Origin of the sequence: Bradyrhizobium sp. AZCC 1578, assembly GCF_036924675.1 — a bacterium.
Classification (GTDB): Bacteria; Pseudomonadota; Alphaproteobacteria; order Rhizobiales; family Xanthobacteraceae; genus Bradyrhizobium.
This window is the reverse complement of sequence record NZ_JAZHRZ010000001.1, coordinates 4,293,733-4,316,272: the sequence shown is the minus strand read 5'-3', so window position 1 is coordinate 4,316,272 and position 22,540 is coordinate 4,293,733. Positions and strand designations below refer to the sequence as shown.

General features: G+C 63.8%; 21 protein-coding genes. 15 read left to right on the top strand and 6 right to left on the bottom strand.

What is annotated here, in order from left to right; all coding sequences use genetic code 11:
- Nucleotides 1-47: 47 nt before the first annotated feature.
- Nucleotides 48-491 (top strand): MarR family winged helix-turn-helix transcriptional regulator, encoded by a 444-nt coding sequence (locus V1290_RS20545; protein ID WP_028347666.1) that lies wholly within the window; start codon nt 48-50, stop codon nt 489-491.
- Between the two features lie 126 nt (nt 492-617).
- Here the strand turns inward: V1290_RS20545 and secA are convergent, their stop codons facing one another.
- On the bottom strand, nt 618-3,455 hold the full coding sequence (gene secA, locus V1290_RS20540) for a preprotein translocase subunit SecA (RefSeq protein ID WP_334366093.1): 2,838 nt from the start codon (nt 3,453-3,455) through the stop codon (nt 618-620).
- A 345-nt stretch (nt 3,456-3,800) separates the two neighbouring features.
- On the opposite strand from secA, the gene V1290_RS20535 reads away from it, so the two are divergent.
- From V1290_RS20535 to V1290_RS20525, 3 genes are all read left to right on the top strand, one after another.
- On the top strand, nt 3,801-4,721 hold the full coding sequence (locus V1290_RS20535; RefSeq protein ID WP_334366092.1) for a peptidylprolyl isomerase: 921 nt from the start codon (nt 3,801-3,803) through the stop codon (nt 4,719-4,721).
- A gap of 161 nt (nt 4,722-4,882) precedes the next feature.
- Entirely contained in the window at nt 4,883-6,124 is a 1,242-nt protein-coding gene (argJ, locus tag V1290_RS20530) for a bifunctional glutamate N-acetyltransferase/amino-acid acetyltransferase ArgJ (RefSeq protein ID WP_334366091.1), read from the top strand.
- 15 nt (nt 6,125-6,139) lie between these two features.
- Entirely contained in the window at nt 6,140-6,550 is a 411-nt protein-coding gene (locus V1290_RS20525) for a (deoxy)nucleoside triphosphate pyrophosphohydrolase (RefSeq protein ID WP_334366090.1), read from the top strand.
- A gap of 161 nt (nt 6,551-6,711) precedes the next feature.
- On the opposite strand, the gene V1290_RS20520 is transcribed toward V1290_RS20525, so the two are convergent.
- Nucleotides 6,712-7,557: a methyltransferase domain-containing protein gene (locus V1290_RS20520; protein ID WP_334366089.1), complete on the bottom strand. Its 846-nt coding sequence runs from the start codon at nt 7,555-7,557 to the stop codon at nt 6,712-6,714.
- A gap of 77 nt (nt 7,558-7,634) precedes the next feature.
- On the opposite strand from V1290_RS20520, the gene V1290_RS20515 reads away from it, so the two are divergent.
- From V1290_RS20515 to V1290_RS20500, 4 genes are read left to right on the top strand one after another with little or no spacing between them, the layout of a single operon-like run.
- Nucleotides 7,635-8,444: a ComF family protein gene (locus V1290_RS20515; RefSeq protein WP_334366088.1), complete on the top strand. Its 810-nt coding sequence runs from the start codon at nt 7,635-7,637 to the stop codon at nt 8,442-8,444.
- Nucleotides 8,445-8,487: 43 nt separating this feature from the next.
- Complete coding sequence (gene grxC, locus V1290_RS20510) at nt 8,488-8,760, top strand: glutaredoxin 3 (RefSeq protein WP_334366087.1); 273 nt, start codon at nt 8,488-8,490, stop codon at nt 8,758-8,760.
- Complete coding sequence (locus V1290_RS20505) at nt 8,757-9,635, top strand: carbon-nitrogen hydrolase family protein (protein ID WP_334366086.1); 879 nt, start codon at nt 8,757-8,759, stop codon at nt 9,633-9,635. The genes grxC and V1290_RS20505 overlap by 4 nt, the downstream gene beginning before the upstream one ends.
- Nucleotides 9,632-10,102, top strand: a complete 471-nt coding sequence (locus V1290_RS20500; protein WP_334366085.1) for a DUF1178 family protein — start codon at nt 9,632-9,634, stop codon at nt 10,100-10,102. Before V1290_RS20505 ends, V1290_RS20500 begins: the two co-directional genes overlap by 4 nt.
- 120 nt (nt 10,103-10,222) lie before the next feature.
- Here V1290_RS20500 and V1290_RS20495 read toward each other — a convergent pair whose 3' ends face one another.
- From V1290_RS20495 to V1290_RS20485, 3 genes are all read right to left on the bottom strand, one after another.
- Entirely contained in the window at nt 10,223-11,122 is a 900-nt protein-coding gene (locus V1290_RS20495) for an EamA family transporter (protein WP_334366084.1), read from the bottom strand.
- 399 nt (nt 11,123-11,521) lie between these two features.
- Entirely contained in the window at nt 11,522-12,280 is a 759-nt protein-coding gene (ubiG, locus tag V1290_RS20490) for a bifunctional 2-polyprenyl-6-hydroxyphenol methylase/3-demethylubiquinol 3-O-methyltransferase UbiG (protein WP_334366083.1), read from the bottom strand.
- Nucleotides 12,281-12,283: 3 nt separating this feature from the next.
- Complete coding sequence (locus V1290_RS20485) at nt 12,284-12,763, bottom strand: PH domain-containing protein (RefSeq protein WP_334366082.1); 480 nt, start codon at nt 12,761-12,763, stop codon at nt 12,284-12,286.
- A 176-nt stretch (nt 12,764-12,939) separates the two neighbouring features.
- On the opposite strand from V1290_RS20485, the gene V1290_RS20480 reads away from it, so the two are divergent.
- The 5 genes from V1290_RS20480 (at nt 12,940) to V1290_RS20460 (ending at nt 20,189) form a co-directional block, all read left to right on the top strand.
- On the top strand, nt 12,940-14,196 hold the full coding sequence (locus V1290_RS20480; protein WP_334366081.1) for an aspartate kinase: 1,257 nt from the start codon (nt 12,940-12,942) through the stop codon (nt 14,194-14,196).
- Nucleotides 14,197-14,515: 319 nt separating this feature from the next.
- Nucleotides 14,516-16,783, top strand: a complete 2,268-nt coding sequence (gene ptsP / locus V1290_RS20475) for a phosphoenolpyruvate--protein phosphotransferase (protein ID WP_334366080.1) — start codon at nt 14,516-14,518, stop codon at nt 16,781-16,783.
- 56 nt (nt 16,784-16,839) lie between these two features.
- Nucleotides 16,840-17,919 carry a peptide chain release factor 1 gene (prfA, locus tag V1290_RS20470; RefSeq protein ID WP_334366079.1) on the top strand — a complete coding sequence of 360 codons (1,080 nt, stop codon included), beginning with the start codon at nt 16,840-16,842 and terminating at the stop codon, nt 17,917-17,919.
- Nucleotides 17,920-18,073: 154 nt separating this feature from the next.
- Nucleotides 18,074-18,955, top strand: a complete 882-nt coding sequence (prmC, locus tag V1290_RS20465; protein ID WP_334366078.1) for a peptide chain release factor N(5)-glutamine methyltransferase — start codon at nt 18,074-18,076, stop codon at nt 18,953-18,955.
- Nucleotides 18,956-19,445: 490 nt separating this feature from the next.
- Nucleotides 19,446-20,189 carry a DUF4167 domain-containing protein gene (locus tag V1290_RS20460; protein ID WP_334366077.1) on the top strand — a complete coding sequence of 248 codons (744 nt, stop codon included), beginning with the start codon at nt 19,446-19,448 and terminating at the stop codon, nt 20,187-20,189.
- 194 nt (nt 20,190-20,383) lie between these two features.
- Here the strand turns inward: V1290_RS20460 and V1290_RS20455 are convergent, their stop codons facing one another.
- Nucleotides 20,384-21,130, bottom strand: a complete 747-nt coding sequence (locus V1290_RS20455; RefSeq protein WP_334366076.1) for a methyltransferase domain-containing protein — start codon at nt 21,128-21,130, stop codon at nt 20,384-20,386.
- Nucleotides 21,131-21,250: 120 nt separating this feature from the next.
- On the opposite strand from V1290_RS20455, the gene gloB reads away from it, so the two are divergent.
- Nucleotides 21,251-22,018 (top strand): hydroxyacylglutathione hydrolase, encoded by a 768-nt coding sequence (gene gloB / locus V1290_RS20450; RefSeq protein ID WP_334366075.1) that lies wholly within the window; start codon nt 21,251-21,253, stop codon nt 22,016-22,018.
- Entirely contained in the window at nt 22,018-22,449 is a 432-nt protein-coding gene (locus V1290_RS20445) for a cupin domain-containing protein (protein ID WP_442895001.1), read from the top strand. The genes gloB and V1290_RS20445 overlap by 1 nt, the downstream gene beginning before the upstream one ends.
- The last annotated feature ends 91 nt before the right edge of the window (nt 22,450-22,540 follow it).

Here is a 22,540-nt window from a genome sequence, read left to right as displayed (position 1 = left end):
CGTTGCCGGACATTCACTCACATTCGGATCAAGACGAAGTTTCAGCCGTGGCCAAACCGCCGAAAGACAATTCCCCCATCACAGAACACCTCGCCTATTTGCTCGCGCAAGCCAACCGGGAGATCAACCGGCAGCTAGAAATGCGCTTGAGCAAGGAAGGCGTACCTGTCGAGCAATGGCGCATCCTTAAAGTTCTGTCCGACGGCAACGGCCATTCGATGGGCGAGCTTGCGGACGCGGTGCTGCTCAACCATCCCACGCTGACCAAGATGGTCGACCGCATGGTGTCAGACGCGCTGGTCTACCGCGTTCAGGACCCCAAGGACCGCCGCAAGGTCCTGATGTTCGTATCCGACCGCGGCAAGGCGCTGAGCAAGCGGCTGAACTCGCTGGCGGTGAGCCAGGAAGAGCACATCGTCGAGAGCTATGGCGACAAATCGACCAACGAGCTCAAGCGCCTGCTCGAGAGCCTGATCGACAGCTCGAACTAGAGGATGATCCGCGCCTTCGCAGCGGTCAGCTAAATTCGCGTACGCATTTGATCGTCATCGCCCGCGAAGGCGAGGCGTCCGGTACTCCGAGACATTTGCATGTGCGGAAGCCGCGCTGCGTTGCGCTCAAGCGTACTTGCCGTGGCAGTGCTTGTACTTCTTGCCGCTTCCGCAAGGGCAATCCTCGTTACGGCCGACCTTGCCCCAGCTTGCGGGGTTTTTCGGATCGCGATCGGCCGCCGGAGCCTGGGGCACCAGCGAGGCGTTGGCAAAGGCCATCTCGTCTTCGCCGGTATTGGGATCGAACTTGTGCGCTTCCATCGCCGGCAGCACCGGCTGCTGCTCTTCCGGCGGCACGATCTCGACGCGCATCAATTGCGCCGTCACCGCCTCGCGCAGATGCGCGGTCATTGCCTCATACAGGCCGAAAGCTTCCGACTTGTATTCCTGCAAGGGATCGCGCTGGCCATAGCCGCGCAGGCCGATCACCTGACGCAGATGATCGAGCATGATCAGGTGCTCGCGCCAGAGGTGGTCGAGCGTCTGCAAGAGGATGGTTTTCTCGACGTAGCGCATCACGTCGGGACCCCATTGCGCGACCTTGGCCGCCATGTGCTCGTCGACGCGCTGCTCGATCCGCGTCAGCAGTTCCTCGTCGGCAATGCCTTCTTCCTTGGCCCATTCATCGACCGGCAGGTCGATGTCGAGCACGCGCTTCAATTCTTCCTTGAGGCCGGCGACATCCCACTGCTCGGCATAGGCATGCTCGGGCACGTGCTTGGCGACGATGTCGTCGATGAAGTCGTGACGCATGTCCGTGACCATTTCGGCCACGCTGTCGCTCCTCATCAGCTCGACGCGCTGGTCGAAGATCACCTTGCGCTGGTCGTTCTGCACGTTGTCGAACTTGAGCAGGTTCTTACGGATATCGAAGTTGCGCGCCTCGACCTTCTGCTGCGCCTTCTCCAACGCCTTGTTGATCCACGGATGGATGATGGCCTCGCCCTCCTTCAGGCCAAGCCGCTGCAGCATGGTGTCGAGCCGGTCGGAGCCGAAGATCCGCATCAGATCGTCTTCCAGCGACAGGAAGAATTTCGAGCGGCCGGGGTCGCCCTGGCGGCCGGAGCGGCCGCGGAGCTGGTTGTCGATGCGCCGGGATTCATGGCGTTCCGAGCCCATGATGTAGAGCCCGCCGGGCTTGGTCACGGTCTTGGCCGCCTTTGAGCCCTTGGCAGGCTCGAGCTCCACCACTTCCTCGGCCTTCAGCACGATCTCGCGGAAGCGCTCGATGTCGGCCTTGATCTGTTCGATCTTTTTGGCCTTCTCGGCCTCGTCGGTGATGTCGGCGGTCTCCTGAAGGATCCGCATCTCGAGCGAGCCGCCGAGCTTGATGTCGGTACCGCGGCCGGCCATGTTGGTCGCGATCGTGATCGCGCCGGGCACGCCGGCCTCGGCAACGATATAGGCTTCCTGCTCGTGGAAGCGCGCGTTCAGCACCGCAAACAGTTTTGCCGGCTTGCCGGCGCGCGCGGCGGCATAGAGCTTCTCCAGCGCGACGTCGTTGCCGAAATCGATCTGCTTGTAGCCGTGCTTCTTCAGATAGTCGGCCAGCACTTCCGACTTTTCGATCGAGGCGGTGCCGACCAGCACCGGCTGCAGCCGCGCATTGGCGCGCTCGATCTCGGCCAGGATGGCGGCGTATTTCTCGGTCTGGGTGCGGTAGACCTCGTCGTCCTCGTCGAGACGCGCCACCGGCAGATTGGTCGGGATTTCCACGACCTCGAGCTTGTAGATGTCGAACAATTCGTCGGCTTCGGTCGCAGCCGTACCGGTCATGCCCGCGAGCTTTTCGTACATCCGGAAATAGTTCTGGAACGTGATCGAGGCCAGCGTCTGGTTTTCCGGCTGGACCTGAACGTGCTCCTTGGCTTCCAGCGCCTGGTGCAGGCCTTCCGAGTAGCGCCGTCCCGGCATCATGCGGCCGGTGAACTCGTCGATGATGATGACTTCGCCGTCGCGGACGATGTAGTCCTTGTCGCGGGTGAACAGCGAATGCGCCCGCAGCGCCTGGTTGATATGGTGCACGACCGAGACGTTCTCCACGTCGTAGAGCGACTCGCCCTTGAGCTGGCCGGCATCGCGCAGCAGCGTCTCGATCTTCTCCATACCGGCTTCGGTCAGCGTCACCGTGCGCTGCTTCTCGTCGACCTCGTAGTCGGTCTTGTCGAGCTTGGGGAAGAAGGTGTCGATGGTGTTGTAGAAATCCGAGCGGTCGTCGAGCGGGCCGGAGATGATCAGCGGCGTGCGCGCCTCGTCGATCAGGATCGAGTCGACTTCGTCGACGATGGCGTAGAAATGGCCGCGCTGGACCATGTCCTCCAGCCGGTACTTCATGTTGTCGCGCAGATAGTCGAAACCGTATTCGTTGTTGGTGCCGTAGGTGATGTCGCGCGAATAGGCTTCCTTGCGCTCGCCATCATCGAGACCATGAACAATGACGCCAACGGTCAAGCCGAGGAAATTGTAGATCTGGCCCATCCATTCGCTGTCGCGGCGGGCGAGATAGTCGTTGACGGTGACGACGTGGACGCCCCGGCCGGCCAGCGCGTTGAGATAGACCGCGAGCGTCGCCACCAGCGTCTTGCCTTCGCCGGTCTTCATCTCGGCGATGTCGCCCTCGTGCAGCACCATGCCGCCGATCAACTGGACGTCGAAATGCCGCTGGCCGAGGGTGCGCTTGGCGGCCTCGCGGACGGTCGCGAAGGCTGGAACCAGAATGTCGTCGAGCGTCTTGCCGTCGGCGAGCTGCTGGCGGAATTCGGCGGTGCGGGCTTTCAGCGCCTCATCCGAGAGTTTCGCGAGCTCGGGCTCAAGCGCGTTGATGGCGTTGACGCGGGATTGATATCCCTTCACCCGCCGGTCGTTGGCGGAGCCGAAAAACTTGCGGGCGAGCGCGCCGATCATGCCAATTCCTGCCTTTGCCGTTACTTGCGTTGCAAGCCGTGATGGACCACCAAGTTGCCTATCAACTCACCGTGACGCACGGCGGCAAATACCCCGTTCCGGGGCGTCATCCGCCTAATGAGTGGGAATTAAGCAATCCAAGGTTCAACGGCAAAAAACGCAGCAAAATAAGCGCTATCGCCGTTGTACGATCCGGCACAGATATGGCCGGGTTCGGGCCTTGTCAACGTGGGTCCATATGTCAAGGAATTCATCATTTTGACAGACTTTTCGCGTTGCCAAGGCCGCATGATTGGGCGAGTGTCCCGCCGCCTTTGGCGCCCCTCTTCAAGACAAGGATTTTCCATGACCACCTCGTTCCCGGAAACGAAAACCGGCCTGCGCTTCGGCACGGCCTGCTCACGGGGTTCTTTGGCCGTAATGGCCTGTCTGGCTGCGGTTCTTGCCGCCGGCCTGCCGGTTCGCGCCCAGGACAACCCCGTTCTTGCCAAAGTTAACGGCGCGGAGATCCGCCAGAGCGACGTCGCGCTCGCGGAAGAGGAACTCGGCCCCAGCCTCGCGCAAATGGACCCGGCGACCAAGAAGGACAACGTGCTGGCCTTCCTGATCGACCTGAAGATCGTCGCCAAGGCCGCCGAGGAAAAGAAGGTCGAGAATTCCGAAGACTTCAAGAAGCGCCTGGCGTTCACGCGCAGCCGCCTGCTGATGGACAGCCTGCTCGCCACCGAGGGCAAGGCCGCGACCAGCGAAGCGGCCATGAAGCAGGTCTATGAGGAGGCCGCCAAGCAGATCACGGGGGAAATGGAAGTCCACGCCCGGCACATCCTGGTCGAGACCGAGGATGAGGCCAAGGCGATCGCGGAAGAGCTGAAGAAGGGCGGCGACTTCGCCGAACTGGCAAAGAAGAAGTCCAAGGACCCCGGCGCCTCCGATGGCGGCGATCTCGGCTTCTTCACCAAGGAACAGATGGTGCCGGAATTCTCCGCCGTCGCCTTCACGCTCGAACCCGGCAAGATTTCCGACCCCGTCAAGTCGCAATTCGGCTGGCACCTCATCAAGGTCGAGGAAAAGCGCGCCCGCAAGGCGCCCGAGTTCGAGCAGGTCAAGGCCCAGATCGAAACCTATGTGACGCGCAAGGCGCAGGCCGAATACGTCGCCAAGCTGCGCGAAGCCGCCAAGGTCGAGCGCATGGATAAGCCGGCCGAGGCCACCAAGCCGGATGCAGCAAAGCCCTCGGATTCCAAGATGGCGCCGACGAAGAAGTAAAAAATCGCTGTCACTTCTTCGAGACCGATAGTATCTACCATCGTCATGGCCGGGCCGAAGCGCCCGGCCGTTCCATGTCCGGGGACCGGTTGTCAGGCCCTGAAGACGTCGATGCCGGCGCAGGTCCGGCGATGGTTGATCTGGTTGAAGAAGGTGCTCGCATGTCCGCCGCCGTTTCCCCCCTCGCCCCGACCGATGTTCCCGAGATGCCCGCGATTGCGGGTGTGAAGCTCGCCACCGCCGCCGCCGGCATCCGCTACAAGGGGCGAACCGACGTGCTGCTCGCCGTCATGGACAAGGGCACCACGGTCGCCGGCGTGTTCACCAAATCGAAATGCCCGTCCGCGCCGGTGGAATGGTGCCGCGCCAAGCTCGGCCGGGGACAAGCCCGCGCGCTGGTGGTGAATTCCGGCAATGCCAACGCATTCACCGGCAAGACCGGCAAGCAGTCGACGGCGCTGACCGCGCAAACCGCCGCGAAGGCGGTTGGCTGCACCACCGGCGACGTGTTCCTCGCCTCCACCGGCGTGATCGGCGAGCCGCTCGACGCCACCAAGTTCGACGGTGTGCTGGCGACGTTGGCGGATGCCGCCACGTCCGACCACTGGATGGACGCGGCGAAGGCCATCATGACAACCGATACCTTTCCGAAGGTCGCAACCGCCACGGTGAAGCTCGGCAAGGCCAAGGTCACGATCAACGGCATGGCCAAGGGCGCCGGCATGATCGCGCCCGATATGGCGACCATGCTATCCTTCGTGTTCACCGATGCGCCGCTGTCGTCCGCCGTGCTGCAGTCGCTGCTCAAGAGCGGCGTCGAGGACACTTTCAACGCCATCACCATCGACAGCGACACCTCGACCTCGGATACGCTGCTGGCCTTCGCCACCGGCGCGGCCGCCGACGATGGCGCGCCAAAGATCAGCCGCGCCAGCGATCCGCGCCTGAAGGCGTTTGCCAAGGCCTTCCAAGGTGTGCTGGCCGACCTTGCCGAGCAGGTGGCCCGCGACGGCGAAGGCGCGCGCAAGCTGGTCGAGGTTATCGTCGAAGGCGCGACCACCAAGAACTCCGCGCGCAAGATCGCCATGTCGATCGCGAATTCGCCACTGGTGAAGACGGCGATCGCTGGCGAGGATGCCAATTGGGGCCGTGTGGTGATGGCGGTCGGCAAGGCCGGCGAGCCCGCCAACCGCGACAAGCTTTCGATCTCGTTCAATGGCATTCGCGTCGCCAAGAGCGGCGCGCGCGATCCGTCCTACAACGAGGCAGAGGTTTCCGAGGTGATGAAGAACCCGAAGATCCAGATCAAGGTTGCGCTTGGCCTCGGCAAGGGCCGCGACCGTGTGCTGACCTGCGACCTCACCAAGGAATATGTCGCGATTAACGGTGACTACCGGTCGTAAGCGAGAAAGCGGCGCATGGCTGACATCAAGCTTACTCTCGTGGTCGCCTGCGCCCTCGTCGATGCCGACAAGCGCGTGCTGATCGCGCAGCGCCCGGAAGGAAAGGCGCTCGCGGGCTTGTGGGAATTTCCCGGCGGCAAGGTCGAGCCCGGCGAGCGGCCGGAGCAGACCTTGATCCGCGAACTGCATGAGGAGCTCGGCATCGACGTCAGCGAGCCATGTCTGGCGCCGCTGACGTTTGCGAGCCACGCCTATGACAGCTTTCATCTGTTGATGCCGCTCTATATTTGCCGGCGCTGGGAAGGCATGGTGATGGCGCGCGAAGGCCAGCAACTGGCCTGGGTCCGCGCCAACAAACTGCGCGATTACCCGATGCCGCCCGCGGACATTCCGCTGATCCCGCATCTGATCGATCTGTTGATGTAAGCGGCTGCGTACGCAGAGCCCAGACACAAAATCGCGAAAACAACCCCATGCAAAGTAGAATGGGGCCGGCTCGCCGCACGCGTGCTGCTTGCGTCCGGAGCACGAGAAGAAAAATGGTCCGTCGTCACGGCCCAACCCGATCTCATCCCGCTTTGGGTTGTCTATTTGGGAACAGTTTTCTTCACCGCCGCCTCCAGGCTTGCTTTCGCCGAGCCGGGCTTCAACGGCTTCTGCTGGCTCTCATGCGGCGCCCAGCCGGAGAGCCAGATCACGTCGAAGGTCGCGCGGATGCGGCCGTCAGGATCGGCGAAGCGCTCGCCGTAAATCTGCGCCATCCGCAACATGGTGGTGCGCCGGGTCGGCGTCCGTCGCCGTTCGATCAAAAAATTGGTCGCACCCATCCGCCTGAGATCAACCATCAGCGCGAACGCGCTGTCGTAGCGCACCACGACGCGATCGACGTCGGTGACCGGCAGCGCGAGCCCTGCGCGCTGCAGCAGGCTGCCGATGTCGCGCAAATCCGCAAACGGCGCGACGCGCGGCGATACCCCGCCCTCGCATTCGGCTTCCGCCGCGGCAAAGCTCTGCCGGAGCTCCGTCAGCGTATCGCCCCCGATCATCGCCGCCAGCAACAGCCCATCCGGCTTCAACGCGCGGCGGATCTGCGCCAGCACGCCGGGCAGATCGTTGACGAACTGAAACGCCAGCGCAGAAACAGCGAGATCGAGCGATTGCGGGGGCAAGTGCAGGGTTTCGGATTGATCGACATCGATGCGGGTCATGGATGAGAAGCGATCGGCCAATGGTTTTTGCAAGAGCTCGCCCGGCGTCCAGATATCGGCCACATCGGCAAAACTTCGCGTCACCGCCTGCAGCCGCTCTTCGAAATCTTCCCTGATACGATCGAGCAGGAATGTCGCCGGCCCGCCGCGCCGCGCGCGGTCAAGCCGCGCGCGCAAGAGCGCACGGTCGAACAGGATGGGCGCGCTGGCCGGGTTCGAAGCCATGCCGGTTGGTACGCTGGCTGCCTATCTCTGGCAATGCCGTGCTTGAGCCGCACGCGACACGGCGCTAGCCTCACGCCATGGACGCCGAGGCATCACCATCACGCTCCATTTCCAGCCAGCTTCGCGGCGCGCTCGGCGCCTGCCGCGACGCATTCGCGCATCTGCCGCGGCTCGCGCTCGACATCGCACTGCCGACGCAGTGCGTTTCCTGCCGCGAACCGGTTCATGGCGAGGGCGTTTGCGCGGCATGCTGGGCGAAACTGTCGTTCATCGCACCACCGTTCTGTCCGCGACTCGGCATCCCCTTCGTCTATGATCCCGGCCCCGAACTGCTGTCGATGGAGGCGATCGCCAATCCGCCGGCCTACCAGCGCGCCCGCGCCGCGGTGCGCTATGACGACGTCGCGCGAACCCTGGTTCATGCGCTGAAGTACCAGGATCGCACCGATCTGGCGCCCGCGATGGGCCGCTGGATGGCCCGTGCGGGCAAGGAATTGCTTGATGAGGCCGACGTGCTGGTCCCAGTTCCCCTGCACTGGCGGCGCGGTTGGAGCCGCCGCTACAACCAATCCGGCGCGCTGGCGCGGGTGATTTCACGTCAAACCGGCGTCAAACTGGCCTCTGAGGCGCTTCGCCGCATTCGCGCGACCGAGCAGCAGATCGGGCTGTCCCGACCACAGCGCGCCAGCAATGTGCAGGGCGCCTTCAAGGTCGCCGCCGACCGCGCGGCCGACATCCAGGGCCGCCGCGTCATCCTGATCGACGACGTGCTGACGTCAGGCGCCACGACCGACGCTTGCGCTCGGGCGCTACTGCGCGCCAAGGCCGCGCAGGTCGACGTGCTGGTATTCGCGCGGGTTGTGGACAGCCATCGGGCTCCCATATAATTCAAAGACTTGTAGTTCAAAGACTTGCCAATCAGAGCGCGCCATGACTGCCATTGAAATCTATACCCGCCCGGGCTGCGGCTACTGCACCGCAGCCAAATCGCTGCTGACGCGCAAGAGCGCCGCGTTCACCGAACTGAACGTGGCCACCGACCCGGGCTATCGCGAGCAGATGTACGACCGCGCGGGCCACGGTTCGACCTTCCCTCAGATCTTCATCGGCACAACCCATGTCGGCGGCTGTGACGAGCTTTATGCACTGGACCGCGCGGGCAAGCTCGACGCTTTGCTGGCGGGAGAAAAGGCCCCCTCATGAGCGCCGGTTCCACCTTCACCGCTGCCATGGTGCAGATGCGCACCGGGCTGCTGCCCGAACCGAGCCTCGAACAGGGCATCAACCTCATCCGCGAGGCCGCAGCGCAAGGCGCCGACTACGTGCTCACGCCCGAGGTGAGCAACATGATGCAATTGAACCGCAAGGCGCTGTTCGAGCATCTTGCATCGGAAGCAGACGACCCCTCGCTGAAAGCCTATCGCACGCTGGCCGCGGAGCTGAAGATTTATCTTCACATCGGCTCGCTGGCGCTGCGCTTCTCGCCCGAGCGCGCCGTCAACCGCTCGTTTCTGATCGGGCCCGACGGTAATTTGCTCGCCAGCTACGACAAGATCCACATGTTCGATATCGACCTGCCCGGCGGCGAGAGCTATCGCGAATCCGCCAACTACCAGCCGGGCGAAACTGCCGTGATTTCCGATCTGCCGTGGGGGCGGATCGGGCTGACGATCTGCTACGACGTGCGGTTTCCGGCGCTCTATCGCGCGCTGGCCGAGGCCGGCGCGTCGTTCCTCACCGTGCCCTCGGCCTTCACCAGGAAAACCGGCGAGGCACATTGGCACACGCTATTGCGCGCCCGCGCCATCGAGACCGGCTGCTTCGTGTTCGCCGCGGCGCAGGGCGGCATGCATGAGAACAAGCGCGAGACCTACGGGCATTCACTGATCATCGACCCCTGGGGCGAGATCCTCGCCGAGGGCGGCGTCGAGCCTGGCGTATTCCTCGCCAAGATCGACACATCCAGGGTCGAGACGGCTCGGAGAGCCGTGCCGTCGCTGCAGCATGGCAGGCGCTTCGGCATTGCCGATCCCAAGGCCGGCCCCGAGCATCTGCACCTGGTTCGGGGCTCGGCATGATCCGCTACAACCTTCGCTGCGAGAAGGGCCATGCTTTCGAAAGCTGGTTTCAAAGCTCCGCGGCTTACGAGACCCAGGAAAAGCGCAGACTGGTGAGCTGCCCGAATTGCGGCTCGGTCAAGGTCGAACGCGCCATCATGGCTCCGCAGATCGTCAGCAAGAAGGGCCGCGAGCAAGCCGCGCCTGCGCCGACCGCGCCTGCGGAAGCAACCGGATCAGAATCGACGCCGCTGTTGATGGCGCAGGAGCGCGAGCTGCGCGCCAAGCTGAAGGAATTGCGCGATCACATCGTCAAGAATGCCGACAATGTCGGCGAGCGCTTCCCCAACGAAGCGCGCAAGATGCATTACGGCGATATCGAGCACCGCCCGATCTACGGCGAGGCCACGCCGGATGAGGCGCGCGCGCTGATCGACGAAGGCGTCGAGGTCTCCCCGCTGCCGGTGCTGCCGGAAGATAGGAATTGATGCGGAGCGTGCCAAGTCCCTCGTCATTGCGAGGAGCGAAGCGACGAAGCAATCCAGCTTTCAACTTGTTGCGCAATGGATTGCTTCGCTTCGCTCGCAATGACGGTTGGAGCAAAATTCTCACACCGCCACCAGCAGCGCGACGCCCACCACGATCAACACGATTCCCGACAGTTCGCGCGCCGACATCGGCTGCTTGAACGAATAATACGACACGGCCTGCGCGAACAGCACCTCGACCAGCGCCAGCGTGCGCACATTGGCCGCCGCCGTCAGCGCAAGCGCCAGAAACCAGAATTGCGAGGCGAATGCGCCCATGAAGCCCGCGAGCATTGAGGGCCGCCACAGTCCGAGGATCGCCTTGAGCACATCAGGCGCGCGGGCGAGCAGATAGACCGTCAACACCAGCGTCTGCACAAACAGGCTGAACACCAGCGTATAAGACGCTGCAGTGACGAAGGAGACGCCGGGCACCACAATCACGGCGCCGCGAAAGCCGACGGCCGACAGCGCAAAGCAGCCCGCTGCAACCAAGCCGATGATGGTCGGCTTCAACTCCGCAAAGCCCTTTTCGCCGCCCGGCCGCAGCGCGGTGATGACCACGCCGACGGTCGCGATCACGATCGCGACCACTTTCAGCAGCGTCAGATGATCGCCGAGGAAGATGAAGCCGAAGATCGCGGCCTGGATTGCCTCCGTCTTGAGGTAGGCCGTCGTCACGACAAAGGAGCGATCGTTCATCGCGAGCAGCATCAGGCCGGTGGCGACGATCTGGCTGAGCGCGCCGAGCAATAGCCACGGCCAGAACACAGCCGTCGGCCACGGCACGGTATCGCCTGTTACAGCGATCACGATCGCGAAAAAGACCAGCGAGAACGGAAAGCCGAACAGGAAGCGGATATTGGTCGCGCCCCAGGTCCCGAGCGGTCCCGTCAACGACCGCTGCATCGCATTGCGCGCGACCTGGCCCAGCGCAGCGATGATGGTGAAGGGAATCCAGAGCGTGGCGACGGAGAGCATGGGAAATACCGGCGGGATGCTGCTGCACCGTGCCGGGCGCGATGCGTCAGGTCAACAGAACCGGCGTCATGACAGGATTGCGCGATACCACAAAAACACGCCGTCGTCCCTGCGAACGCAGGGACCCATACGCCGCGGCCAGCGTAATGGGCACTCGGGGCGACGGCTGCGCTTCAACAATGTAAGCTGGTGGTTAGGGTCCCTGCGTTCGCAGGGACGACGGGATAGAGGCGAGAACCTCTCAGCATGTCGCCCCTGCGAAAGCAGGGGCCCATACGCCGCGGCCTCGCGGATGGGCACTCGGGGCGACGGCTGCGCTTCGACAATGTAAGCCGGTGGTTATGGGTCCCTGCGTTCGCAGGGACGACACTGGTGATGCGGTAAAAGTGCCGCCGTCAGTCACACCCCTTCCGCCACCACCATGTAGTTCACGTCCATGTCGGACGAGATGCTCCATCGGTCGGCGAGCGGGTTGTAGACCACGCCGGCCTGCTCGGTGATGGTGAGGCGGTTGCTGGCGAGATGCCGGGCGAGTTCGTCCGGCGTGACGAACTTGTCCCATTGATGGGTGCCGCGCGGCAGCCAGCGCAGCACATATTCGGCGCCGACGATCGCGAGCGCAAAGCTCTTCCAGTTGCGGTTCAGCGTCGAGACCACCATCATCCCGCCCGGCTTGACCATCGCCGCGCAGCGGGCGAGGAACGCGCCGACATCGGTGACATGCTCGATCACTTCCATCGCCAGCACGACGTCGAACCGCTCGCGGTGGTCCATCTGCTCGACGGTGGTGCAGCGATAATCGATCGACAGATGCCCCTTGTCGGCGTGCAGCTTGGCAGCCGCAATATTGGTCGCGGACGGATCGATCCCGATCACCTGCGCGCCCAGCCGCGTCAAAGGCTCGCACAACAGGCCAGCGCCGCAACCGATATCGAGGATACGCAGGCCCGAGAGGCAACTCAGGCTCCTGGCGTTACGCTCAAACTTGCGGCAGGCGGCGTCGCGGATATAGGCGAGCCGCAGCGGGTTGATCTTGTGCAGCGGGGCCATCTTGCCCTTGGGGTCCCACCACTCCTCCGACAATTTCGAAAATTTCGCGACCTCTGCCGGGTCGACGGTGGAGCCTGTGGCGGCGGAAGCGTTTTGCTGCATGGCCATGAGTTACGTACCGGCCGGTCGTGCCGTGATGGCATTGCGAAACGCCAGTGGCGAAGCAATGGTGTCGAGGGTCTTGCCACCCTCGCCGACCCCCGAGACCGTTACGTCGCCGTAGTTGAGGATGCGGCCGAGGATGCTCTGGTTGACGTCGACGCTCTCGACCTTGTCCACACTCATCTCGAACGTCTGCCGCTGAACAAAGCCGGTCTTGTGGACGACACGGAAATTGGTGACGTCGGTCTCGGTGGTCCATCGATGGAACCAGGCGGTGGCCGTTTTGTACAACGCAGCGATGGCTGATATCGCCGCCAGCGACAGACAGATCAGTACGGATGAGCCCGCTGGCACCATACCCGAGATCACCAGGAATAGGCCCGCCACAATCCAGCCGATGATCGCCGGCAAAAAGAAGATCCAGTGCGCATTGGTCGAATACAGCACCCTCTCGCCGGGCTGCAGGATATCATCGATATAACGCCCCATACGCTCGCCCTGAATTAACCCGCTACTACAGTAATTTCCGTCACTTTTGGGTCGAAAACGGAACCGGGGGTGCTTGCACCGGACCGCGTCGCTATGTATACGCCGCTTTCGGCCCGGGCGCTCCACTTTCCGTGCGGGTCACCTAACTTATCCTCACAGGGAATGCACGCGTCGTCATGGGCCGCCTCGTGATGAAATTCGGCGGCACGTCCGTCGCCAACATCGACCGAATCCGCAACGTCGCGCGTCACGTCAAGCGCGAAGTCGACGCCGGGCACGACGTCGCCGTCGTCGTGTCGGCCATGGCCGGCAAGACCAACGAGTTGGTGGAGTGGTGCCGTGACGCCTCGCCGCTGCATGATGCGCGCGAATATGACGCCGTGGTGGCATCCGGCGAACAGGTGACCGCCGGCCTGCTTGCGATCGTGCTGCAGGGCATGGGCATCCAGGCCCGCTCCTGGCAGGGCTGGCAGATCGCAATCAAGACCTCCGACGCTCACGCCTCGGCGCGGATTCTCGAGATCGACGGCAGCGAGATCACCGCTCGCTTCAAGGATCGCCAGGAAGTCGCCGTCATTGCCGGTTTCCAGGGCATCAACCCGCAGACCAACCGGATCACCACGCTCGGGCGCGGCGGTTCGGATACCTCGGCGGTGGCGATCGCCGCCGCCATCCGGGCCGACCGCTGCGACATCTATACCGACGTCGACGGCGTCTACACCACCGATCCGCGGGTGGTTCCCAAGGCGCGCCGGCTCGACAAGATCGCCTTCGAGGACATGTTGGAACTGGCCTCGCTGGGCGCCAAGGTTCTGCAGGTGCGCTCGGTGGAACTCGGCATGGTGCACAACATACCTGTGTTCGTTCGTTCCAGTTTCGACAGGCCCGAGGATATCGACCCGCACGGCACACCGCCGGGCACGCTGATCTGCAGCGAGGAGGAAATCATGATGGAAAGCCACGTCGTCACCGGCATCGCCTTCTCCAAGGACGAAGCCCAGATTTCGCTCCGCCAGATCGAGGATAAGCCGGGCGTTGCCGCCGCGATCTTCGGCCCGCTGGCCGAGGCCAATATCAATGTCGACATGATCGTGCAGAACGTCTCCGAAGACGGCAAGACCACCGATCTCACCTTCACCGTTCCCGCCTCCGACTATAACCGCGCCCGCGACACCATCACCTCGTCGAAAGGCAAGATCGGCTATGCCCGGCTCGACAGCGCCACCGACGTGTCGAAGGTCTCGGTGATCGGCAGCGGCATGCGCAGCCATGCCGGCGTCGCGGCGAAGGCGTTCAAGGCATTGTCCGAGCGCAACATCAATATCCGCGCCATCACCACCTCGGAGATCAAGTTTTCGGTGCTGATCGACGCCGCCTATACCGAACTAGCGGTGCGCACGCTGCACACGCTCTACGGGCTCGATCAGACTTAGAACGATTTTCTCTCAAATTTAGCGCATGGTCTGATCCCAGACCGGCTTGGTTTGGCGGATCATGCGTTTCGCTGGCGCAGCATCGGCCCTGACCCACACGTTATTGCTTCTGGCAGGCGTTTTGCTTGGCAAAGCAAGCCTCGATTGGCTATACGGCCTGTGAGGTGCGTTGCCGCAAACTGCACCAAAGGCGATCTCGATTCGGCCTGGATCGGTGGCCAGCGGCGGCGCCGAATGAATATAATCGTAGCGTTTCGTGCGTTTCACGCCAGCGACCGGCCACCCGGCGGGCTGGCTTTGCGGGGGAGGATATTGATACATGCGGAGCACGTCGGGAGGTCCCCGCGTCTTGTTGAGACGGCTCCGCGAGACCATGGCGGAGAAGGTCTCGGCGCAGGAACGCCTGGACAAGATCGTGGTGTTGATCGCGGCCAACATGGTGGCCGAGGTCTGCTCCTGCTACGTGCTGCGCATCGATAACACGCTCGAGCTTTACGCCACCGAGGGTCTGAACCGCGACGCGGTGCACCGCACCGTGCTGAACGCGCATGAGGGTCTCGTCGGCCTCGTCGCCAGCGAGGCCAGCCCGCTCAACCTCTCGGACGCGCAGAGCCATCCGGCGTTCTCGTTCCGCCCGGAAACCGGCGAAGAAATCTACCATTCGTTCCTCGGCGTCCCGATCCTGCGCGCCGGCAACACCCTCGGCGTGCTGGTGGTGCAGAACCGCGCCAAGCGCACCTATGTCGAGGAAGAGGTCGAGGCGCTGCAGACCACCGCCATGGTGTTGGCGGAGATGATCGCCTCTGGCGAACTGGCAGCGCTGGCGCAGCCCGGCGCGGAACCGGCGGCGCGGCATTCCCTGCACAAGACCGGCGCGATCCTCTCCGACGGCATCGCGCTCGGCCATGTCGTGCTGCACGAGCCGCGCGTCGTCATCACCAACTACATCGCCGAAGACCTGCCGAAGGAAATCAAACGACTTGACGCGGCACTGACCAAGCTGCGCGCCGACCTCGACCGCATGCTGGAGCGCGGCGACGTCGCCGACGGCGGCGAGCACCGCGAGGTGCTGGAAGCCTACCGGATGTTTGCCAACGACCACGGCTGGTCGCACAAGCTGCATGAGGCGGTCGCCACCGGCCTCACCGCGGAAGCCGCGGTCGAGCGCGTGCAGTCCGATACTCGTGCGCGCATGTTGCGCTCGACCGATCCTTATCTGCGCGACCGCCTGCACGACCTGGAAGATCTCGGCCATCGCCTGATGCGGCAACTGGTCGGCCAGGATCACGCGCCCTCGCGCGAGCAGCTTCCCGAAAACGCCATTCTGATCGCGCGCGCGATGGGACCGGCGGCGCTGCTCGACTACGATCGCAAGCGGCTGCGCGGCCTGGTGCTGGAGGAAGGCACCGCGAATTCCCACGTCTCGATCGTGGCGCGCGCGCTCGGAATCCCTGCGGTCGGCGAAGTCCCGAACGCACCCGGCATTGCCGACCCCGGCGATCCCATCATCGTCGACGGCACCTCGGGCTCGATCTATGTCCGCCCCTCGGCCGAGATCGAATCGGCGTATGCCGAGCGGGTGCGGTTCCGCGCGCGGCGGCAGGCGCAGTACGCCGCGCTGCGCGACAAACCCTGTGTGACCAAGGACGGCCAGCCGGTCGAACTGATGATCAACGCGGGCCTCGTCATCGACCTGCCGCATATCGACGACACCGGCAGCGCCGGCATCGGGCTGTTCCGCACCGAGCTGCAGTTCATGGTCGGCCAGAGCCTGCCGCGCGCTTCCGACCAACTCGCGCTCTATCGCACCGTGCTGGACGCCGCCGGTTCCAAGCCGGTCACGTTCCGCACCCTCGACATTGGCGGCGACAAGGCGCTGCCCTATATGGAGACCGTGATCGAGGAAAACCCGGCGCTCGGCTGGCGTGCGATCCGGCTCGGGCTCGACCGTCCCGGACTATTGCGCGGCCAGATTCGCGCGCTGCTGCGGGCCGGCGGCGGCCGGGCGCTGAAGATCATGTTTCCGATGATTTCGGATGTCGCCGAATTCGACCAGGCCAAGGCCATCGTCGAGCGCGAACTGACATACCTGCGCCAGCACGGCCACGCGCTGCCGGAACGTATCGACGTCGGCACCATGGTGGAAGTGCCGGCGCTGCTCTATCAACTCGACGAACTCTTGAAGAAGGTCGATTTCGTTTCGGTCGGTTCGAACGACCTGTTCCAGTTCTTGTTTGCGGTCGACCGCGGCAACGCAAAAGTTTCCGAACGGTTCGACACCATGTCGGTGCCGATCCTGCGCGCGCTGCGCGATATCGTGCGGAAAGCCCAAGCTGCGAAGAAGATGGCCTCGCTATGCGGCGAGATGGCCTCAAAGCCGCTCGGCGCGCTGGCGCTGATCGCGCTCGGCTACCGCTCGCTGTCGCTGTCGGCCACCGCGCACGGCCCGGTCAAGGCGATGATCCTCGACCTCGACGCCAAAAAGGCGGAAGCTGTCCTGATGCCGCTGCTCGACGCGCCAGCCGGCAGCGTCTCGATCCGGCAGAAGCTGACGGAATTCGCGGAAGCCGAGGGGCTGTCGTTGTAGCGAGGCTCTGTCCCGACAACGCCACCTTTCCGTATCCGCTGCCTGAGAAATACGCCATGTTGCCCGAAGCCAAACTCGATATCCTGCTCGCCCATCATGCCTCGCTCGAGGCCGAGTTGCTGGGCCAGGTGAATTCGGAAAAATACGTCCAGATCACGCGCGAGCTCGCCGAGCTCAATCCGCTGATCGATGCGGTCAAGGCCTATCGGACGGCGCGGGCCGAGATTGCGGGCGCCGAATCGCTCTTGGCTGATGCCGGTACCGATCCCGAAATCCGCAGCATGGCCGAAGCCGAGCTCGAAACGCTGCAGGCGCGCGTTGCTGACCTCGAGCAGAGGATTCGCGTGGCGCTGCTGCCCAAGGACGCCATGGACGACCGCAACGTGATGCTGGAAATCCGCGCCGGCACCGGCGGCGACGAGGCCTCGTTGTTCGCCGGCGACCTGTTCCGCATGTATGAGCGGTTTGCCGCCTTGCAGGGCTGGAAGGTCGAGGTGATCTCGGCCTCGGAAGGTACCGTGGGCGGCTACAAGGAAATCATCGCCGAGGTGCAGGGCCGCGGCGCGTTCGCCAAGCTGAAATTCGAATCCGGCGTGCACCGCGTGCAGCGCGTGCCCGACACGGAAACACAGGGGCGGATTCACACCTCGGCCGCAACGGTGGCGGTACTGCCCGAGGTCGAAGATGTCGATGTCGACATCAAGAATGAAGATCTGCGGATCGAAACCATGCGCGCGCAAGGCGCCGGCGGCCAGCACGTCAACAAGACTGAATCCGCGATCCGTATCACGCACATTCCGACCGGCATCGTGGTGATGATGCAGGACAGCCGCTCGCAGCACAAAAACCGCGCTTCCGCGATGAACATCCTGCGCTCGCGCATCTACGACGCCGAGCGCCAGCGCGCCGATGCCGCGCGCTCCGCAGACCGCAAGGAGAAGGTCGGCTCCGGCGACCGAAGCGAGCGCATCCGCACCTATAATTTCCCGCAGGGCCGCGTCACTGATCACCGCATCAACCTGACGCTCTACAAATTGCCGCAGGTGATTTCGGGCGAAGCGCTGGGCGAACTGATCGACGCGTTGACGACCGAGCACCAGGCCGCCCAGCTCGCCGCACAGGGCGCGGCGGCGTGAGTAACATCCGGCTGTCGTCCCCGCGAAAGCGGGGACCCATACGCCGCGGCCCCGCAAGGTGGGCGGTGGGGGTCGAGACCTCTCGCAACAATAAAGGCCGGTGGTTATGGGTCCCTGCGTTCGCAGGGACGACGTCGAGATTGTGGCTCGCCGCATGACGGATTTCGTCGGCCAGACCGTCGAGGCCGCGCGGCGCGCGCTCGCAGCGAGACTCAAAACCGCCGCCATCGATTCCGCCGCGCTCGACGCGCGGCTTCTGATCGGTCACGCGCTCGGTCTCGATCTGACCGGCTTGATCGCGGCCGCCCAGCGCCAACTAACGCCGGACGAATCGACACGCCTTGAGGAATTCGCCCGCCGACGTCTCGCAGGCGAGCCGGTCGCCCGCATCATCGGCGAGAAGGAGTTTTGGGGTCTGCCCTTACGACTCTCAACCGCAACGCTGGTGCCGCGACCCGATACCGAGACGGTGGTCGAACTGGCGCTGGAACTGCTACGCGCCGGCGGCGATCTCGCTCGTCCGATGCGTATCGCCGATCTCGGCACCGGCACCGGCGCAATTCTTCTTGCGCTGTTGTCCGAATTGCCGGCGGCCGAGGGATTCGGAACCGACATCTCCGAAGCGGCGCTGCAAACCGCTGCGGCCAATGCCGCCTGCGCCGGCCTCTCGGAGCGCGCGACGTTCATCGCCTGCGATTACGCGCGTGGACTATCCGGTTCATTCGATCTGATCGTCTCGAATCCGCCCTATATCCGGTCGGCGGATATCGAGCGGCTGTCGGTAGAGGTGAGAAATCATGACCCGCTCGCCGCGCTCGATGGTGGCGCCGACGGGCTGGACGCCTACCGCGCGTTGATCCCTCAGGCGGCCGGCCTCCTCGCCCCGGGTGCAGCCTTGGTCGTGGAGGCTGGAGAGGGCCAAAGCGGCCCAATCCAGGCCCTGATGACGAGCGCAGGCTTGATGCCTGCAACGGCGCCCAAGGCCGATCTGGCGGGCATTCCGAGGGCGGTCGCGGGCCACAAAATGGCCCGATAAAGTCCTTTTGGAACGCAAAAAAACCCCTTGGAATATTCGCCCGGAGCGACTACGTTCCGCTCATAACATCGGTCCAGGGTTGCTGGCCCCGTAAGATCATGCGGGTGAGGCCAGAGTTTCTCGAAACGAGAGCCCGCCGGGTGAAAGGTTCCAAACGCAGGTCGAATCGAGCGCAATAGCTGGAGCTGTGCTGCTCTCGACCGTAAAGCGAACGAAAGCCTGATATTGCGCTTGAAGACTTACGCAACAGCCAGTCACGCGAGGCCGTCATGCAAGACGGTTAGACTGGTTTTGGCAGGCTGAATGATTTGATCCGGCGGGCAAATGTACGCCGCCGATTGGGGAACGCGTCTTTGCTGAACGCGAGGGTTGGCGAAATCGACGACATGAGTTTGAACGGCATCGTGATTCGGTGCGCCTGAGTGCGCGCCGGGTCGGATCAGGCTACGACGGCAACTGCAAAACATCAGGGCTGGAATAAAGGCGAGACATGAGAAACGGTCAAAACAACAAGCGGATGCGTAACCGGAACCAAGGCAGTAACCGGAACGATGGCCGGCGCGGTCAGAACCCGATGACCCGGGTGTTCGAATCCAACGGGCCTGACATCAAGATCCGCGGCACCGCTTCGCACGTTGCGGAAAAATACGTTCAGCTAGCGCGCGACGCGCGCTCTTCCGGCGACCCGGTCGCGGCCGAGAATTACTACCAGCACGCCGAGCATTATTTCCGCCTGATCGCTGCTGCGCAGGAGCAGTTCCGGCAGAACCAGCCGCAGCCGCGCATCGACACCGAAATGCAGCCGACGGAAGACGGTGACGACGACGGCGAGAGTTTTTCGCATTTCGGCCAGGAGCCGGGCTTCGTCCCGCAGCAGCCGCAGCCATATATTCGCGACAACAATCCGCGCGAACGCGAACAGCGCGGCGACAACCAGCCCTACCAGCGCGACCAACAGCCGCGCGAACACCATCGCGAACGCGAGCACCGTCCGCAGCCGCAATATCAGCCGCAAGCCCAGCCGCAGCCGGTGATTGCCGATACCGGCGGCGTCGACCGCCTGCCCTCCTTCATCACCGGCCCGCAGCCGCAGGTGAACGGTGCGCCCGGCGGATATGAAGAGGGCCGCGGCGAGCGCTTCCCGCGCCGGCGTCGCCGGCCGCACGGCCCGCGCCCCGACAGCATGGCCGCGCCCGCCGCGCCAAGCGAAGATTTCAATCCGGGGAATGAATAAGTAGTTCACCCACAATCGTCGTCCCTGCCTCCGTGCGCAATCGCGCACTCGGCGCAGGGACCCCGAGCGTGAGCGTAATTGCGCTCATCGCGTCGCCGCGGCCTTCATTTGAGGCACGTGGCTCGACGATCTTTCAAACAAATACCGCCTGTGGTTATGGGTCCCCGCGTTCGCGGGGACGACCCGCGGAGAGACTACGCCTTATCCCGCGTTGCCGTCGATGACGGCACCAGCGCCGGCTCCAGCGACGGAATCAGCCGCGCACGTTCGCGGCCCGCGGGGATCGCGCGATAGACCTGTTTGGTCGCTTCCACGATATGGACGCCGGCGAACGGCAGCGACAGCGCGGCGCCGACACGCTCCCACGCCATCGCTGAGCGCAGAAACCAACTATTGCCGACCGGCGGCAGAAACAGCGCCTCGCCCCACGCCGCCGGCGTGAACCAAGTCTGCCGCAGCAATTGCGTGATCTGCGCGCGCGAATAGGGCCGGCCGTGACCGAACGGCGTATTGTCGGTGCGCGTCCACACGCCCCGCCGGTTCGGGATCACCGCAATCAGCCGCCCGGACGGCGCCAGCACCCGCCACACCTCGCGCAACAGGCGCTCCGGATCGTCCGACATCTCCAGCGCATGAACCAGCAAGATCCGATCCACCGCGGCGTCCGGCAGCGGCATCGAGAATTCATCGATCAGAGATGCCAGCGCCGGCCGCCCCGTCGGCCATTTCAGGACGCCCTGCGCCGCCGGCATGAAAGCGATGCAGCGCTCCGAATCCTCGCGAAACAGCCCGAGATAGGGCGTCGGATAGCCGAGCCCGAGCACCCGCTGCCCCGCCGCGTCGGACCAGCGCGCCCGAATGCCGCGGTTGATCAACTGCCGCGCCACGATGCCGAGGCGCTGCGAATAGAAATCCCGGAGATCGATGACGTCGATAGTCATGGGCACAATCTACCATACCGTGTTTCATTGCGGCGTGCCGAAAATGGCATTGCCGCGCAAGCGTTAACGCCATATTTCTTGCGGATTGACGGGGCTGAAAGCCTTAACCACGGAGCTGTCATGGCCGCGGAAATTCGTACCTTCCCCTGCCTCAGCGACAATTTCGGCTATTTGATCCACGATCCCGCGACCAAGGCCACCGCATCGATCGACGCGCCGGAAGCCGCCCCGATCATCAAGGCGCTGGAGCGCGAAGGCTGGGCGCTGACGGATATTCTCGTCACTCATCACCATCACGACCATGTCGGCGGCGTTGCCGAGCTGAAGCAGAAATATAATTGCCGCGTCGTTGCACCGCACGACAAGTCCACCAAGATTGCCAATGTCGACCTGCGCGCGGCCCATGGCGACGTCATCAAGGTCGGCAGCCTGCTGGCCCGGGTGCTGGAAACACCGGGGCACACGCTCGATCATATCTCCTACGTGTTCGATACCGAAAAGGCGGTGTTTGCCGCCGACACGCTGTTCTCGATCGGCTGCGGACGGGTGTTCGAGGGCAATTATCCGATGATGTGGGATTCGCTGTTGAAGCTCCGTGCGCTGCCGGACGATTTCAAGCTCTATTGCGGACATGAATATACTGCCGCTAACGTCAAGTTCGCTCTCACCGTCGACGGCGACAACCCCGCACTCAAGGCGCGCGCCGAGGAAGTGACGCGGCTGCGCGCGGACAACAAGCCGACGATCCCGGTGCTGTTGGGCGAGGAGAAAAAAGCCAACGTATTCCTGCGCGCCGACGAGCCTGAGGTGGCGGCCAAGCTGCACATGAAGGGCGCCAGCGCCGTCGAAGTGTTCGGCGAACTCCGCGAACGCAAGAACAAGTCCTGATGGCGCTGCCGCGAGAAGCCGCCGAGATCATCGCGCGGCTCGACCTGAAGCCGCATCCCGAAGGCGGGCACTTTCGCGAGACGTTTCGCGATGAAAGCGTGGACGCCGCCGGGCGTTCGCGATCCACCGCGATCTATTTCCTGCTGGCACGCGGCGAACGCTCGCATTGGCATCGCATCGATGCGGTCGAGACCTGGCATTATTACGCGGGCGCGGCGCTGACGCTCTGGATCGCTGATAGTGATGGGCAACGCAGCGTGAAGCTCGGCGCGAATCTTGCCGCCGGCGAGGCGCCGCAGGCGATCGTCCCGCCGCACGCCTGGCAGGCCGCCGAGAGCACCGGCAGTTGGACGCTGGTCGGCTGCACCGTGGCGCCAGGATTTGAGTTTGCGAAATTCGAGCTGGCGCCGAAGGGCTGGGAGCCGACCTAGTCGTCATTCGTTCCCGCCGCAATGAAAAATCGCGATCGGGAATCGGGTGGGTTCCGCGCATTCGCGTCAATAGTTTGCGCTCGCATCAAGA